Here is a 456-nt window from a genome sequence, read left to right on the forward strand (position 1 = left end):
GGTCGAGGCCGAACGTCGCGATGCCTTTGGCGACTTGAAGGGACAGATCGAATCGATGCGCGTCGGCAGCGAATCGGTCCGCGCGGAAGCGTCCAAGCTGGTCAATGCGCTGCGCAACGCGCCCAAGGCGCGCGGTCGCTGGGGCGAGCAGCAGTTGCGCAACGTGCTCGAAAGCTGCGGGCTGTCCGACGTCGCCGATTTTCGCGCCGAAGTGTCGGTCGACGACGGCGAGGGCGGTCGGCTGCGCCCCGACGTCATTATCCGGGTGCCCGGCGGCAATTCGCTGGTGATCGACGCCAAGGTCTCGCTCAACGACTATCAGGACGCGTTCGGCGCGATCGACGACGCCGAGCGGGCCTTGGGCCTGCAACGCCATGCCGCATCAATGCGCGCGCACGTCAATGCGCTGGGCGCCAAGGCGTATTGGAGCCAGTTCGACGACGCGCCCGATTACGT

The 456-nt window shown here is 66.9% G+C and carries 1 protein-coding gene; it reads left to right on the forward strand.

What is annotated here, in order from left to right; translation table 11 throughout:
- The coding region (locus tag D7Y13_RS42690) for a DNA recombination protein RmuC (protein ID WP_147452702.1) at positions 1–456 on the forward strand (456 nt) is incomplete at both ends.

Origin of the sequence: Corallococcus praedator, assembly GCF_003612125.1 — a bacterium.
Taxonomy (GTDB): Bacteria; Myxococcota; Myxococcia; order Myxococcales; family Myxococcaceae; genus Corallococcus; species Corallococcus praedator.